This is a genomic window from Pseudomonas lactis, from assembly GCF_001439845.1.
GTDB classification, from domain to species: domain Bacteria; phylum Pseudomonadota; class Gammaproteobacteria; order Pseudomonadales; family Pseudomonadaceae; genus Aquipseudomonas; species Aquipseudomonas lactis.
The window spans coordinates 399,775-413,987 of the sequence record NZ_JYLO01000005.1; the positions used below are offsets into that span (position 1 = coordinate 399,775).

Consider the following 14,213-nt stretch of genomic DNA (forward strand, 5'->3'; position numbering starts at 1 on the left):
CCAGACATGCTGTCTGGGCTCTTGAAACGCGGTTAAACCTGTGGGAGCGGGCTTGCTCCCACATTGGAGGGTGTTGAACCTTATACCGCTGTTGGCGCTGGCTGGATAGCAAGCTGGTCAGCCAGGCGCACGAACGCGGCCAGGTCCAGTTGCTCGGGGCGCAGGCCGCCGTCGACGCCGGCGGCTTCGATCTCGGCGTTGCTCAGCAGGGCCTTGAGGGTGTTACGCAGGGTCTTGCGGCGTTGGTTAAACGCTTCGCGTACCACACGCTCCAGCAGTTTGTGATCCTTGGCCGGGTGCGGCAACACGGCATGCGGCACCAGGCGCACGATGGCTGAATCGACCTTCGGCGGTGGGTTGAACGCGCCCGGGCCGACGTTGAACAGGTGCTCTACGCGGCAGTGATACTGGACCATGATCGACAAGCGGCCCCAGTCACCACCGCCAGGGCCCGCGGCCAGGCGCTCCACCACTTCCTTTTGCAGCATGAAGTGCATGTCGCGGATGATCCCTGCGTTGTTCAGCAGGTGGAAAATCAGTGGCGTGGAAATGTTGTAGGGCAGGTTGCCGACTACCCGCAGGCTGTTAGGCGCAGCGTTAAGGCTATTGAAGTCGAACTTCAGCGCGTCGCCCTGGTGCAGGTTGAAGTTGGCTTTGCCAGCGAACTGCTGGTTGAGGATCGGGATCAAGTCCTTGTCCAGTTCCACCACGTCCAGTTGCCCACCGCTGGCCAGCAGGCCTTGGGTCAGCGCGCCCTGGCCCGGACCGATTTCCAGCAGGCGGTCTTCAGGCTTGGCATGAATGGAGCGCAGGATGCGATCGATCACGCCAGCGTCGTGCAGGAAGTTTTGCCCGAAGCGCTTGCGCGCCCGGTGTTGGTAATGCTCAGTCATATACGGGTCTCGGCCATCTGATAGGCGGTTTCCAGGGCCACGTGTAGGCTGCCGGTATCGATCTTGCTGCTGCCTGCGAGGTCCAGGGCAGTGCCATGGTCGACGGAGGTGCGGATGATCGGCAGGCCCAGTGTCACGTTGACTGCGGCGCCAAAGCCTTTGTATTTCAGCACAGGCAGCCCCTGGTCGTGGTACATCGCCAGCACTGCGTCGCAGTGCTCCAGATATTTGGGGGTAAACAGAGTGTCTGCAGGCAATGGGCCGCGTAGGTCCATGCCTTCTTGGCGCAGGCGCTCTAATGTCGGTTCAATGATGTCGATTTCTTCATGGCCCAAGTGGCCGCCTTCACCGGCGTGGGGGTTGAGCCCACAGACCAGGATGCGCGGTTGGGCAATGCCGAATTTGTGTTGCAGGTCGCTGTGCAGGATGCGCGTGACACGCTCTACACGTTCGGCAGTGATGGCATCGGCGATTTCACGCAGCGGCAAGTGGGTGGTCACCAGGGCCACGCGCAGGCCACGGGTGGCGAGCATCATCACCACTTGAGCGGTATGGGTGAGTTCGGCGAGGAATTCGGTATGGCCGGAAAAGGCGATGCCGGATTCGTTGATCACGCCTTTGTGCACGGGGGCGGTGATCATGCCGGCAAAGTCGCCGTCGATGCAGCCTTGGCCCGCACGGGTCAGCGTCTCCAGCACAAATGCCGCGTTGGCCGTGTTCAACTGCCCGGCCACTACCTTGGCCTGCAGCGGGGTGTCCCATACATACAGGCTACCGGCGGGAGCCGGCAGGTCGGGCCAGTTGCCCGGCGCCACGTCCAGCAGGTTGACGGCCACACCCAGCTGCGCGGCCCGCTCAAGGAGCAGGTCGCTGCTGGTAATGGCAATCAGGGGGTGTGGCTGGGGTTGCGAGGCAAGCAGCAGGCACAGGTCTGGACCAATGCCGGCTGGCTCGCCGGGTGTCACCGCGAAACGCTGGGGTTTCACTGGGGTGCCTGGTCGGTGCCTGTTTGCTCGGCGCCTGGCAGCTTGTTCTCTACATACGCTTCGTCACGGATCTGACGCAGCCAGGTTTGCAGCTCTTCGTCGTATTTGCGGTTACGCAACACGGTCAGGGCTTGCTGCTCGCGGGCCTGGGTGGTGTTGTCCGTGGCGCGACGGCCAAGCACTTCCAGTACATGCCAGCCGTACTGAGTCTTGAAGGGCTTGGACAATACGCCTTGTGGCGTCTCGGCCATGACCTGCTGGAACTCAGGCACCAGGGCTTTCGGGTCGATCCAGTTCAGGTCGCCGCCGTTAAGGGCAGAACCTGGGTCTTCCGAGAAGCTTTTGGCCAGGGTGGCGAAGTCTTCACCGCTTTCAATGCGGTCATAGATCTTCTGTGCCAGTTCCTTGGTTTGGGCCTCGGTGCGGATTTCGCTCGGTTTGACCAGGATGTGACGAACATGGACTTCGTCTTTCAACGAGGTTTCGCCGCCGCGGCGTTCCAGCAACTTCAGGATGATGAAACCACCCGGAGTGCGTGCTGGCTGGGTAATGCCGCCGACTTCCATGGCGCTCAATTCGCGATCAAACGGAGGTGGCAATTGAGCGGCTTTACGCCAGCCCATGTCACCGCCTTCAAGGGCGTTGTCGCTGCCGGACTGAGCAATAGCCATCTGGGCAAAGTCTGCACCCGCTTTCAGACGCTCGTAGATCGCCTGGGTTTTAGCGGCGGCGGCATTGAGCTGCTCAGAGTTTGCTCCGTCCGGGGTTGGGATCAGGATATTGGCCAAGTGCAACTCTTCGGAGAGCTGCATCTTGCCCAAGTCCGAAGCCAGGAAGTTCTTCACTTCCTGCTCGGACACCTGAACCCGTTCGGCCACACGGCGCTGGCGCACACGGCTGATGATCATTTCACGCTTGATCTGGTCACGGGCGTCCTCATAGGACAAACCATCGCGAGCCAGGGCGGCGCGGAACTGATCAATGCTCATGTTGTTACGCTGAGCAATGGTGCCAACGGCCTGGTTCAGTTCTTCGTCCGAAATACGGATGCCGGAACGGTCGCCAATCTGCAATTGCAGGTTTTCGACGATCAGACGCTCCAGCACCTGGGGTTCCAGGACGCTGCTCGGTGGTACACCACCGCCACGCTTGGCGATGGTTTGCTGAACTTCCTTGACCCGTTGGTCCAGCTGGCTCTGCATGATCACGTCGTTGTCGACGATGGCCGCGACTTTATCCAGCTGTTGAACCGCGGCGTGTGCCGAAACAGTACCCAGGAACAGCGCGCCCAGCACTAGCGGGCGCAAACACTCAGAAAGCTTTGTCTTCACGTTCACGATAACCTTCAATGCCTTTGTCGAGGAAGCTCTCTACCTTGGCGCCGGTCAGGCCGCCGAGTCCTTTAAGGACGATCTGGAAGAAGAGCCCGTGGTCACCCTTTTCGTTCTGAGGGGCGAGCTGCGTGTATTCGTCGTTGGAAACCCAGTAACGGTTGATGACGCGCAGTTTCCAGCAGCAGTTGTCGTACTCGAAACCACCGAAGGCTTCCAGGGTACGGTTGCGGGCATAGTCGTACTGCCAGCGGGTGATCAGGTTCCACTGGGGAATGATCGGCCACATCATCGAGAAGTCGTGTTGTTGGATTTTGTAGTAATCCTTCACGAAATCCTTGTCACCTTCCTGGCCAAAGTCACCGCCGAACTGCCATTTGCCGGTCAGTTGGTTGTAGACAACCTGGTCGTTGCGATAGCGGTAGCCCAGGTTGACGACCTTGTTCGGGTTGTCTTCCGGCTGGTAGTGGAACATTGCGCTGCCGGAGCGAGGACTATGGGTCTCGGTATCCCAGTTGTAGTCGGCTGTGGCGCGCCAGTCGCGGTTGAAGCGGAACTCGTACTCCAGTGCAACAGGAGATACGTTCGAGTGCGCGTCATCACGTGTCTTGGCATCTACGCCCGGCAATTGAACTTCGCGATCCTTGAAGTACACCGCTTGGCCGATGGAAGCGCGTTGACGTTCGAAACCGTTCTCTTCAATCCAGCGGCTGGTAAGGCCAAAGGACAGCTTGTTCTCGTCGCCGATACGGTCGGAACCGCTGAAGCGATTATCCCGGAACAGTGAGGAGTAGCTGAACGAGTTCTCGCTGGTGTCGAAGACAGGGATCTCGGTCTGGTCTTTATTCGGTACGTAGAGGTAGAACGCACGAGGTTCGAGGGTCTGGTTGTAGTCTTTACCGAACCAATTGGTTTTACGGTCGAAGTACAGGCCGCTGTCGATACTGGCAATAGGCACGGAGCGATCTTGCGAGCTGTTAAACGTCTGGCCGGCCAAGGCCATTTGGTCCTTGCCTTTACCATCGAGATCCAAGTCGTATTTGGTATAGACGTACTTCAACTTCGGCGTGATAAAACCGTAACTCCAGTTCATCGGGTACGAGACTGCGGGCGCAACGTTCAGACGGGTACCGTTTGCACGGGTCAGGCCTGTTACGTTTTCATCCAGGCGACGCTCTCCGATGGTGCCATCAGCATTAAACGGGCCACCGTCCTGGTTGCGAACTCTACCGCTGCGCAGGTCACGATCAAACCTTACTGCTTCTGTCTCATAGGAGAAGTTCAGCCCTGCCGGTTGAAACGGGAGGGTACCGTTAAATGTAATTTGCGGTAGTCGATCATACGGAGTGATCTGGGAAATCGTTGCCAGTTGGTACGACTGCAAGTTCACGGCAGCCTGGTAGCTGTCGCCACGGTAGCTCACGGTACCCTGCTGGTTCAGGAAGTCCTGGCTCTGAACGCCTTCCTGATAGGACTTCAAGTCCTGGAAGTAGAACGGATCACTGATCTTGGTGTAATCGACCAAGGTCGTCAGGCGCGAATCCAGCCCGCCCTTATGCTGCCAGTTGAGCATATAACGGGTTTTTTCGGAGTCGGTCTGCTTGCTTCGCTCGTCATTGTCATCGTTGAGATACGCCCCACCAAACTGCCCTTCACTCGACTTGGTCAGATAGCGGAACTCACCCTCCATCAACATGCCGCGCTTGGTCATGTACTGCGGGTACAACGTGGCATCGTAGTTCGGCGCCAGGTTGAAGTAGTACGGCGTTACCAGCGTAAAGCCAGTTTCCCCACCGGTGCTGAAGCTCGGCGGCAGGAAGCCGGATTGGCGACGGTCGTCGATCGGGAAGTAGATGTACGGGGTGTACAGGATCGGGATGTTCTTGACCCGCAACGTCGCGTTGGTCGCCGTACCGAAACCGGTGGCCGGGTTCAACGTGATGTTGTTGCCCTTGAGCTGCCAGGCGTTGCTGTCCGGCTCGCAGGTGGTGTACGTACCGTCCTTGAGACGGATGATCGCGTTCTCTGCACGCTTGGCGTACAGCGCGTTACCGCGGATGCGCGACTTGTGCATCACGTATTCGGCGTTGTCGATCTGGGCGGCGCCGGTGTCGAGCTGGACCTGGGCATGGTCGCCCACGATCAGGGCGCCGTTGTCGCGCAGGCGCACTTTGCCGTTCAGTTCGCCACGGTTCTCAGCCTGGTACAGGCTGGCTTCGTCCGCTTCCAGTTGCATGCTGCCTTGGCGCATGACCACGTCACCGGCCAGGGTAGCGACCTGCTGCTCCTGCTCGTAACGCGAGGCCTTGGCGCCGATGAAGGTCGGTGCATCGCTCTTGTTCGTCTTGTCGTTCATGCCAGGACGAGTCGGCTCGATGTACGCGCCGCCGCAGTAAGGGCCGGTTTCGGCCAACTGTGCTGCGGTCAGCTTGTCGCGAGGTACCCAGTCCAGGTGGCTGTAGTCGGCACTGCGCGAACGCAGGCCACGGCCCTTGGACTCGGTGACCAGCATGGTCTTGGGCTCGGCGTCGACGCTGCCGCCAGCTTTGCCTTGCGGCGTGCTGTTGGCCGAGCTGACGGCAGCGCCGTCATGCACCGGGCGCGGTGGCAATGGGGCGGCGGCCGTCTTCGGCGCGCAATCCCAGGCACCCGAAGCAGAGACTGAGCAGTCATACTGTTCCGCGGCGACCACGAATGAGGTGGCGAAAGGTTGCAAGGCCAGCAGACTGCCGGTTACCAGCAACGGAAATTTTCTACGAAACGCGGGGGATTTCAATGCCATCTTATTAGTCCGGGCTTCCTGCGTGCCATCTGCCCGCGGTTTGGGCCGCACGCCTCTCGATGGTCTGAAAAAGATGCGTGATAATAAAGCATGCCCCGCTTGACGGCTAGCGCCGTCGGAGACCCTTGTAATGCCCGAGCAAGATCTACGTTTACAACAGCTGGAAGTCTGGCTGGATGAGCAGTTGCCGATCCTCTTCAACGCTCAGGACTGGGGCCCCGTGCCCCCGGCCACATTGACCGCGGCCAGCAGCGACGCGAGTTTCAGGCGTTACTTCCGATGGGAGGGCGGTGCCCATACGTTCGTCGTCATGGACGCGCCACCCCCCCAGGAAAACTGCAAACCTTTCGTCGATATCGCGCATTTGCTCGCGAAATCGGGAATAAATGTGCCAAAAATTTATGCAGAAGATTTGCCCCGAGGCTTTCTTTTGCTCAATGACCTGGGCACAAAAACCTATCTGGACGTGATTGACGGTGAAAACGCCGACCAATTATTTGCCGATGCCATCGACGCGCTGTTGGCTTTCCAGCAATTGCCGATGGATGCGCCGTTGCCCAGCTATGACGTGGCCTTATTGCGTCGCGAGCTGGAATTGTTCCCGGAATGGTACGTGCGTCGTCACCTGGGCATCGACCTCGATGCTGAGCAACAGGCCCTTTGGCAACGCGCCAGCCAGCAGTTGATCGACAGCGCCCTGGCCCAGCCCAAGGTACTGGTGCACCGCGACTACATGCCGCGCAACCTGATGATCAGTGAGCCGAGCCCTGGCGTGCTGGATTTCCAGGACGCGGTCTACGGCCCGGTGACCTACGACATTACCTGCCTGTTCAAGGACGCCTTCCTCAGTTGGCCCCAGGCCCGCGTGCGCGAATGGCAGCGTGGCTATTGGCAGCGCGCCGGGCAGTTGGGGATTCCCGTGCAGGACGACTTTGAAGAGTTTTTGCGTGCCAGCGACCTGATGGGCGTACAGCGTCACCTCAAGGTCATCGGCATCTTTTCGCGTATCTGCCATCGCGACGGCAAGCCACGCTACTTGGCCGACGTGCCGCGTTTCTTTGCTTATATAGAAGCGGTACTGGCCGACCGACCTGAGTTGAGTGACCTGGGCGAGTTACTCGCCAGCCTGCGCGAACCTGTCGAGGCCAGCGTATGAAGGCGATGATCCTGGCGGCGGGAAAGGGCGAACGCATGCGTCCGCTCACCCTGCATACGCCCAAGCCGCTGGTGCAAGCCGGCGGCAAGCGGCTGATCGAGTATCACCTTGAAGCCTTGGCTAAGGCCGGCTTTACCGAGATCGTGATCAACCACGCATGGCTTGGTCAGCAGATTGAAAACTACTTGGGCGACGGCGCCCAGTTTGGTCTGCGCATCCGCTACTCGCCGGAGGGTGAACCGCTGGAAACGGGGGGCGGGATATTCCAGGCGTTGCCGCTGCTGGGTGACGAACCGTTTCTGGTGGTCAATGGCGATATCTGGACGGACTACGATTTCACCCAGCTCAAGCAGCCGATCCGGAGCCTGGCGCACTTGGTAATGGTCGACAACCCTGCGCACCACCCGTCGGGCGGGGATTTCTACCTGGATCACGGCGTGCTTCATGATGCCGCGCCCGGTGCCGATAACCTGACCTTCAGTGGCATTTCAGTGCTCGACCCTAAATTGTTCGCGGGTTGCAGCGCCGGTGCCTTCAAGCTGGCCCCGCTGTTACGCGCGGCCATGGCCAAAGGTTTGGTAACGGGGGAGCACATGGCAGGACGCTGGGTGGATGTAGGGACACTGGAGCGACTGGCCCAGGTCGAAACCTTGCTGACAGCGGGGCAGTAGGATGTTGTGGCCAGGGACGCTGATCGGCGCCGGGGCTGGCTTTGCCATTGCCAGTATTCCGGGGGCTTTGTTGGGGGCATTGCTGGGGCAGGCGCTGGACCGCCGCCTGCAATTGCACAGTTGGGCGCAACTGCGTGAACGCCTGGGTGGGCGCCCGGCCTTGCGCAACGATGAACTGTTGTTTGTGCTGCTGGGGCGCTTGGCCAAGAGTAATGGCCGGGTAGTCGATGGGCATATCCAGCAAGCGCGCCAGGAAATGCGCGCACTGGACATGACTGAGCCGGCCCAGCGCCGCGCGATCAGCGCCTTCAACCGTGGCAAGTCCGGCAGCGACCGGGTGCGCAGTTACCTGCGGGTGCTCAAAACGCAGCCCCATGCGGCGGAAGGCGTGCTGCGCGCCTGTTGGCGCATGGCGTGGGCGGACGGTCGGGCGGATGCTGCCGAGCGCGACCTGATCGACCAGTGGGGCAAGTGGTTGGGCTGGACGCCGCAACAGCTACAGGCATTGGCGAGCGATTACGCACCGGAGCGCAAGCCACTGGCCAATCGTGGCGGTGCCTATCAGGAGGCATTGCGTATTTTGGGGGTGACGGCAACCACTGAGCCTTCGGTGATCAAGCGCGCCTACCGCCGCCTGCTCAGCCGCCACCATCCGGACAAGATCGCCGGCACGGGTGCCAGCCCCGCGCAAGTACGTGAGGCGACCGAGCGAACCCGTGAATTGCATAACGCCTATGCGTTGATTCGTGAGCGTCGGGATTTTCGCTGAGGCCATCGCCACTCAACTCCATGTTGTAGGAGCGAGCTTGCTCGCGAAAAACTCCCAGGCGCCGCGTTTATTCAGCAAGCACGCATTATCGTTGACGTTTTTCGCGAGCAAGCTCGCTCCTACAGAAGGCGATGTTGCCCCCGATAGCGGAGTGTCAGTCTGCGCCGCCCTGCGGGCTCAACCACCCGCGAACCCTGCGGTACAACTGCTCTTGCTGCGCCGCGCTATTACCGGGCAACGCCGTGAGCGACACCTGCTTATAGCCGTCATTCTTCGAGCGCTTGGCTGCCTGAAGTCGTTCCTGAGCGTTTTTGCGATCCTGAGCGCCCTCTTGATAGAACACATCCGCCGTGGGCACCTTCAAGGCCGGCGCCAGTTGCTGCAGGTCCGGTTGGCGAGCCGCAGGCGTATTGCCGGCTACCATCACCAACCTCTGCACTTGAGAAGGTTGTTTCTCGCTCAGGTAGCGTGCCGCCCACCAGGCGCCGGTGCCATGGCCGAGCAACACCACGCTGCGGGCGTTTTGGGTCTGGGCGAAGGCGACGGCGGCGTCGATACGGTCGAAGATGCGCTTGGCGTCGGTCTTGTCCTGCTCATCCGCCCCTGGCACCACCGCCGGGTCAGTGCCTTCGGCCTCGGCACTGGCGGCCTGTTCGACCGGCTTGGCTGCGGTGCTGCCTTCCTTGCTGCTGGTATCGACCGTCGCTGTCGGCGGTTCGATGACCCGTGGCGGCAGGGTGTCCACACTGACATCAGGCAGTGACAGGCTGAGGCTGCCCCAGGCGGCGTTCGGCAGCTTGCGCCGCAGAGGCGCGATGGCCTGCGGCCAGTCGGCGGTTTCCCCTGCACCTGGTATGAGGATCACCACACCCTCGGCTTCGGCGCTGTTGGCAGGTTTCCACAGCGCCAGGAACGAATCGCTACCCGCCTGCAATTGCTGTTGCTCCTGCTGCGGCACCTGGCGTTCGAGCGCATTGGCTTCTTGCTGGCTACGCTCGGGTAAGGGCTGGCGTTCAGCCGGCTTTTCGATGGCAGGCGAGGGCGCATCCTCGGCCTGGACAGGCAGTGCGCTGGTAAACAGAAGTGACAGGCACCATGCTGGCAGTGCCGAACGGTGAAGAAAAAGCATCGTTGATTCCCGGCCAGAAGTGATTCCAGCAGCCTAATGGGTTGGTCGGTATTTGTCAGGGGTATGAGGCGCGGTTCTCGTTACCAACAGGCTATCGGCGGTTTGTACGCCGCCTTGATGGGCGCGGCGCGACCATTCAACCAATGAATGGCAGACAACACGCCAGGGGCGGCTATTCTTGTGCCAGCCCATCATTCATAAGAGGCCGCGCACATGAGTACTTCCTCATTCAAGATCGCCCACAAACTGCTGACCGGCGCAGGTGCCATCGAACAACTGGCTGCCGAACTCACGCGCCTGGATGTGGATAACCCGCTGATCGTCACCGACGCCGCGTTGGTCCAGTCCGGCACCGTGGCGCTGGCCCTGGAGCACCTGGGCGATCGAGCCTACGAAATTTTCGACCGCGTGCTACCCGACCCGGAAATTGCCATCGTCGAAGACTGCATGCGTGCTTACCGCGAAGGCGGGCATGACGGCCTGATCGGTGTGGGTGGCGGTAGTGCCATCGACATCGCCAAGAGCGTGGCGGCCTATGCCGGTTATCACGGCGCGCTGGCGGACCTGTTCGGCGTTGATCAGGTGCCGCGCAAAGGCCCGCCGTTGATCGCCATCCCCACCACGGCCGGCACCGGCTCGGAGGTGACCAATGTGGCGATACTGTCCGACAAGGCGGCACAGCTGAAAAAAGGCATCGTCAGCGATTACTTGCTGCCCGATGTCGCGCTGATCAGCCCGCAAATGACCCTGACCTGCCCACGGGGTGTCACCGCCGCCAGTGGCGTGGACGCCTTGGTGCACGCCATCGAGTCCTACCTGTCGCTGAATGCCTCGCCGATTACCGATGCCCTGGCCATCGGTGCGATCAAACTGATTGCCAGCGCGCTGCCCAAGGCTTACGCCAACCCGGCGAACCTGCAGGCCCGTGACGACATGGCCACCGCCAGCCTGATGGCCGGCATGGCCTTTGGCAACGCGGGCGTCGGTGCCGTGCATGCGCTGGCGTACCCGTTGGGTGGGCGCTTCAACATTGCCCATGGCGTAAGCAACGCGCTGTTGTTGCCGTATGTGATGCACTGGAACAAGTTGGCCTGCGTCGAGCGCATGCAGGACATTGCCCAGGCCATGGGCGTCAATATCGCCGGGCTGAGCGTGAATGACGCTGCCGACCAGGCGGTAGAGGCGATGACACGACTGTGTGCGGCAGTGGAGATCCCGTCCGGCCTGCGCAGTTTCGGCGTGCCCGAGGACGCCATCCCGGCCATGGCCAGTGAAGCCGCAGGTATTGAGCGCTTGATGCGCAACAACCCGCGCAGGCTCAGTGCCGCCGATATCGAAAAAATCTACCGGGCAGCTTACTAACCGTTGAGATAGGTCACGGTGCGCGCAGCAAAGCATGAGGTATACAATGCGCGCCATCGTGATTTAGCTCAAAAAAGGTGCGTCATGCAGCCCTTCGTCATTGTTCCATCGATTCTCTCTGCCGACTTCGCCCGCCTGGGTGAGGAAGTGGACAAGGTGTTGGCCGCCGGTGCCGACTTCGTGCACTTCGATGTCATGGACAACCACTACGTACCCAACCTGACCATCGGCCCGATGGTGTGCGCCGCATTGCGCAAGTACGGCATCACCGCGCCGATTGATGCGCACCTGATGGTCAGCCCCGTGGACCGTATCGTCGGTGACTTCATCGAGGCGGGTGCGACTTACATCACCTTCCACCCAGAAGCCACATTGCACGTTGACCGCACCTTGCAACTGATCCGCGAAGGCGGCTGCAAGGCAGGCCTGGTATTCAACCCGGCCACGCCGCTGAGCGTGCTTGAGTACGTGATGGACAAGGTCGACATGGTCTTGCTGATGAGCGTCAACCCTGGCTTCGGCGGGCAGAAGTTCATCCCTGGCACCTTGAACAAGCTGCGTGAGGCCCGTGCGCTGATCGATGCGTCGGGGCGTGACATCCGCCTGGAGATCGACGGCGGGGTCAACGTCAACAATATCCGTGAGATCGCCGCAGCGGGTGCCGATACTTTCGTGGCCGGCTCGGCGATCTTCAACGCCCCGGACTACCAGGCCGTCATCGACAAGATGCGTGCCGAACTGGCGCTGGCGCGTCCATGAGCGGTTTTGAGCAGTTGTTCCCCGGCAAATTGCCACGGCTGGTGATGTTCGATCTGGACGGTACCTTGATCGACTCGGTACCCGACCTGGCGGCCGCAGTGGACCAGATGCTGCTCAAACTGGGGCGCAAGCCGGCGGGGATCGAGTCGGTGCGCGAATGGGTTGGCAATGGCGCGCCGATGTTGGTGCGCCGGGCCTTGGCCAACGACATCGATGCCACGGGCGTGGATGAGGTTGAGGCGGAACATGCCTTGGAGCTGTTCAATGCCGCTTATGAAAGCAGCCACGAACTGACCGTGGTTTACCCCGGCGTGCGCGACACCCTCAAGTGGTTGAGCAAGCAGGGCGTGGAAATGGCCCTGATCACCAACAAGCCGGAGCGCTTTGTCGCGCCGTTGTTGGACCAGATGAAAATCGGTCGCTACTTCCGCTGGATCATCGGCGGCGATACCTTGCCGCAGAAAAAGCCAGACCCGGCGGCCCTGTTTTTCGTGATGAAAATGGCCAATATCCCGGCGTCTCAATCGCTGTTTGTCGGCGATTCGCGCAGTGATGTGCTGGCGGCGAAAGCGGCGGGCGTGCAGTGCGTGGCCTTGAGTTATGGTTACAACCATGGCCGGCCGATTGCGGAAGAGTCCCCCGCGCTGGTCATTGATGACCTGCGACTGCTAATCCCCGGTTGCTTGGGCGCTGGCGCTGAGATAACGTTGCCCGACATTGATTCGTCCCCTTCTGGAAATTCCATCGTGGTGGTCACTCGCAAACTCTGGATGAAAGTCATCAAGGCCCTGGCCCGCTGGCGTTGGCGCGCCTGACTGATCCTGGCCGCGAGTGCGGCACGTTTGCCTACCTGACTGTTTGACCCTCACACCACGAGGCACCTCATGACCCGCGAAGAATTCCTGCGTTTGGCCGCTGCCGGCTATAACCGTATCCCCATGGCTTGCGAAACCCTGGCCGACTTCGATACGCCGCTGTCGATCTACCTGAAGCTGGCCGACGAGCCCAACTCTTACCTGCTCGAGTCGGTACAGGGCGGTGAGAAGTGGGGCCGTTACTCGATCATTGGCCTGCCATGCCGCACGGTGCTGCGGGTACACGACCATCATGTGAGCATCACCCATGACGGCGTGGAGATCGAAAGCCATGACGTAGAAGACCCGCTGGCCTTTGTCGAAACCTTCAAGGCGCGCTACAACGTGCCGACCATTGCTGGCCTGCCGCGCTTCAACGGCGGCCTGGTGGGGTACTTCGGCTATGACTGCGTGCGCTATGTGGAAAAGCGCCTGGGCAAATGCCCGAACCCAGACCCGCTGGGCGTGCCGGACATTTTGCTGATGGTGTCCGACGCGGTGGTGGTGTTCGACAACCTCGCCGGCAAGATGCATGCGATTGTCCTCGCCGACCCTGCCCAGGCTGATGCCTTCGAACAAGGCCAGGCCAACCTGGAAGCGCTGCTGGAAAAGCTTCGCCAGCCGATCACCCCGCGTCGCGGCCTGGACCTCAGCCGCCCACCCGCGGCCGACCCGGTGTTCCGCTCAAGCTTTACCCAGGATGACTACGAGCGCGCCGTCGATACCATCAAGGAATACATCCTCGCCGGTGACTGCATGCAAGTGGTGCCGTCGCAACGCATGTCCATCGACTTCAAGGCGGCGCCGATTGACCTGTACCGCGCACTGCGTTGCTTCAACCCGACGCCCTATATGTACTTCTTCAACTTCGGCGACTTCCACGTCGTGGGCAGTTCGCCGGAAGTGCTGGTGCGGGTTGAAGACAACCTGATCACCGTGCGCCCGATTGCCGGTACGCGCCCCCGTGGTGCGACCGAAGAAGCAGACGTAGCGCTGGAAGAAGACCTGCTCAGCGACGAAAAGGAAATCGCCGAACACCTGATGCTGATCGACTTGGGGCGCAACGACACTGGGCGTGTCTCGGAAATCGGCTCGGTGAAACTGACTGAGAAGATGGTCATCGAGCGGTATTCCAATGTGATGCATATCGTGTCCAACGTCACCGGCGAGCTGAAGGCCGGGCTGACGGCGATGGACGCCCTGCGGGCGATTTTGCCGGCGGGCACCTTGTCGGGGGCGCCGAAGATCCGTGCGATGGAAATCATCGACGAACTGGAGCCGGTCAAGCGCGGTGTCTATGGCGGCGCCGTCGGGTATTTTGCCTGGAACGGCAATATGGACACCGCCATTGCGATCCGTACGGCGGTGATCAAGAACGGCGAACTGCATGTGCAGGCCGGTGGTGGGATTGTGGCGGACTCGGTGCCGGCCCTTGAGTGGGAAGAAACCCTGAACAAGCGTCGGGCGATGTTCCGTGCCGTGGCACTGGCAGAGCAAACCCCACAAGACTAAAGCTGGAAT

General features: G+C 60.8%; 12 protein-coding genes. 7 read left to right on the top strand and 5 right to left on the bottom strand.

All coding sequences use genetic code 11. The features are described from left to right. Nucleotides 1-80 precede the first annotated feature (80 nt). The 4 genes from rsmA to TX24_RS10735 are packed head-to-tail and all read right to left on the bottom strand — an operon-like array spanning nt 81 to nt 5,992. Nucleotides 81-893 (bottom strand): 16S rRNA (adenine(1518)-N(6)/adenine(1519)-N(6))-dimethyltransferase RsmA, encoded by an 813-nt coding sequence (gene rsmA / locus TX24_RS10720; RefSeq protein ID WP_057710301.1) that lies wholly within the window; start codon nt 891-893, stop codon nt 81-83. After that, on the bottom strand, nt 890-1,879 hold the full coding sequence (pdxA, locus tag TX24_RS10725; protein WP_057710302.1) for a 4-hydroxythreonine-4-phosphate dehydrogenase PdxA: 990 nt from the start codon (nt 1,877-1,879) through the stop codon (nt 890-892). Before pdxA ends, rsmA begins: the two co-directional genes overlap by 4 nt. Next, nucleotides 1,876-3,210, bottom strand: a complete 1,335-nt coding sequence (locus TX24_RS10730) for a peptidylprolyl isomerase (RefSeq protein ID WP_137204231.1) — start codon at nt 3,208-3,210, stop codon at nt 1,876-1,878. The genes pdxA and TX24_RS10730 overlap by 4 nt, the downstream gene beginning before the upstream one ends. Then, nucleotides 3,191-5,992 carry an LPS-assembly protein LptD gene (locus TX24_RS10735; protein WP_057710303.1) on the bottom strand — a complete coding sequence of 934 codons (2,802 nt, stop codon included), beginning with the start codon at nt 5,990-5,992 and terminating at the stop codon, nt 3,191-3,193. The genes TX24_RS10730 and TX24_RS10735 overlap by 20 nt, the downstream gene beginning before the upstream one ends. 130 nt (nt 5,993-6,122) lie before the next feature. Here TX24_RS10735 and TX24_RS10740 point away from each other — a divergent pair, with 130 nt between their 5' ends. From TX24_RS10740 to TX24_RS10750, 3 genes are read left to right on the top strand one after another with little or no spacing between them, the layout of a single operon-like run. After that, nucleotides 6,123-7,148, top strand: a complete 1,026-nt coding sequence (locus TX24_RS10740) for an aminoglycoside phosphotransferase family protein (RefSeq protein WP_032895044.1) — start codon at nt 6,123-6,125, stop codon at nt 7,146-7,148. Beyond that, nucleotides 7,145-7,819, top strand: coding sequence for an N-acetylmuramate alpha-1-phosphate uridylyltransferase MurU (gene murU / locus TX24_RS10745; RefSeq protein WP_057710304.1), 675 nt, complete (start codon nt 7,145-7,147; stop codon nt 7,817-7,819). Before TX24_RS10740 ends, murU begins: the two co-directional genes overlap by 4 nt. A 1-nt stretch (nt 7,820) precedes the next feature. Then, the gene (locus TX24_RS10750) at nt 7,821-8,588 is read left to right on the top strand and encodes a TerB family tellurite resistance protein (RefSeq protein WP_047711911.1); all 768 of its coding nucleotides are present in this window, start codon (nt 7,821-7,823) and stop codon (nt 8,586-8,588) included. Nucleotides 8,589-8,742: 154 nt separating this feature from the next. On the opposite strand, the gene TX24_RS10755 is transcribed toward TX24_RS10750, so the two are convergent. Further along, complete coding sequence (locus TX24_RS10755; RefSeq protein ID WP_057710305.1) at nt 8,743-9,717, bottom strand: alpha/beta hydrolase family protein; 975 nt, start codon at nt 9,715-9,717, stop codon at nt 8,743-8,745. Between the two features lie 213 nt (nt 9,718-9,930). Here TX24_RS10755 and TX24_RS10760 point away from each other — a divergent pair, with 213 nt between their 5' ends. From TX24_RS10760 to trpE, 4 genes are all read left to right on the top strand, one after another. Then, nucleotides 9,931-11,079: an iron-containing alcohol dehydrogenase gene (locus TX24_RS10760; protein WP_057710306.1), complete on the top strand. Its 1,149-nt coding sequence runs from the start codon at nt 9,931-9,933 to the stop codon at nt 11,077-11,079. A gap of 84 nt (nt 11,080-11,163) precedes the next feature. Beyond that, nucleotides 11,164-11,838, top strand: a complete 675-nt coding sequence (gene rpe / locus TX24_RS10765) for a ribulose-phosphate 3-epimerase (RefSeq protein WP_057710307.1) — start codon at nt 11,164-11,166, stop codon at nt 11,836-11,838. Continuing rightward, complete coding sequence (locus tag TX24_RS10770; RefSeq protein WP_044269436.1) at nt 11,835-12,653, top strand: phosphoglycolate phosphatase; 819 nt, start codon at nt 11,835-11,837, stop codon at nt 12,651-12,653. Before rpe ends, TX24_RS10770 begins: the two co-directional genes overlap by 4 nt. A gap of 69 nt (nt 12,654-12,722) precedes the next feature. Beyond that, nucleotides 12,723-14,204 carry an anthranilate synthase component I gene (gene trpE, locus TX24_RS10775; protein ID WP_020302182.1) on the top strand — a complete coding sequence of 494 codons (1,482 nt, stop codon included), beginning with the start codon at nt 12,723-12,725 and terminating at the stop codon, nt 14,202-14,204. Nucleotides 14,205-14,213 lie beyond the last annotated feature (9 nt).

What these genes read in the sequence shown, in the direction of transcription:
- murU (WP_057710304.1), top strand. Translation starts at nt 7,145, where the DNA reads ATGAAGGCGATGATCCTGGCGGCGGGAAAGGGCGAACGCATGCGTCCG.
- TX24_RS10770 (WP_044269436.1), top strand. Translation starts at nt 11,835, where the DNA reads ATGAGCGGTTTTGAGCAGTTGTTCCCCGGCAAATTGCCACGGCTGGTG.
- trpE (WP_020302182.1), top strand. Translation starts at nt 12,723, where the DNA reads ATGACCCGCGAAGAATTCCTGCGTTTGGCCGCTGCCGGCTATAACCGT.
- TX24_RS10755 (WP_057710305.1), bottom strand. Translation starts at nt 9,717, where the DNA reads ATGCTTTTTCTTCACCGTTCGGCACTGCCAGCATGGTGCCTGTCACTT.
- TX24_RS10735 (WP_057710303.1), bottom strand. Translation starts at nt 5,992, where the DNA reads ATGGCATTGAAATCCCCCGCGTTTCGTAGAAAATTTCCGTTGCTGGTA.
- TX24_RS10750 (WP_047711911.1), top strand. Translation starts at nt 7,821, where the DNA reads ATGTTGTGGCCAGGGACGCTGATCGGCGCCGGGGCTGGCTTTGCCATT.
- TX24_RS10760 (WP_057710306.1), top strand. Translation starts at nt 9,931, where the DNA reads ATGAGTACTTCCTCATTCAAGATCGCCCACAAACTGCTGACCGGCGCA.
- rsmA (WP_057710301.1), bottom strand. Translation starts at nt 893, where the DNA reads ATGACTGAGCATTACCAACACCGGGCGCGCAAGCGCTTCGGGCAAAAC.
- rpe (WP_057710307.1), top strand. Translation starts at nt 11,164, where the DNA reads ATGCAGCCCTTCGTCATTGTTCCATCGATTCTCTCTGCCGACTTCGCC.
- TX24_RS10740 (WP_032895044.1), top strand. Translation starts at nt 6,123, where the DNA reads ATGCCCGAGCAAGATCTACGTTTACAACAGCTGGAAGTCTGGCTGGAT.